Genomic DNA, 233 nt, shown 5'->3' with positions numbered 1-233 from the left:
GCCTCGGGCAAGGTCGGCATCCTGATGACCGGCTCCTACATCGTCAATCTGCTGACCAGCAAATATCCCGACGTGAAATTCGCCGTCGCACCGATTCCCGGGCCGAAGGGCGGTGAAGCGAGCTTTGCCGGCGGCGATACGCTTTCCCTGATTAAGGGCATCAGCGAAGAGAAGAAGAAAGTCGCGCTCGACTTCGTCAATTTCTACATGCAGCCCGAGCAGCAGGTCTACAT

Annotated in this window: 1 protein-coding gene; it reads left to right on the top strand. The window is 57.5% G+C overall.

Annotated features, from left to right (window positions below; genetic code table 11):
• Window positions 1–233 (top strand): extracellular solute-binding protein (locus AF337_RS04285; protein ID WP_152970896.1); only part of this gene is annotated, 233 nt, incomplete at both ends.

Source organism: Rhizobium ecuadorense, from assembly GCF_001187535.1.
Classification (GTDB): domain Bacteria; phylum Pseudomonadota; class Alphaproteobacteria; order Rhizobiales; family Rhizobiaceae; genus Rhizobium; species Rhizobium ecuadorense.
Note: the sequence above shows the minus strand (reverse complement) of the source record. Positions and strands in the feature narration are given on the sequence as shown.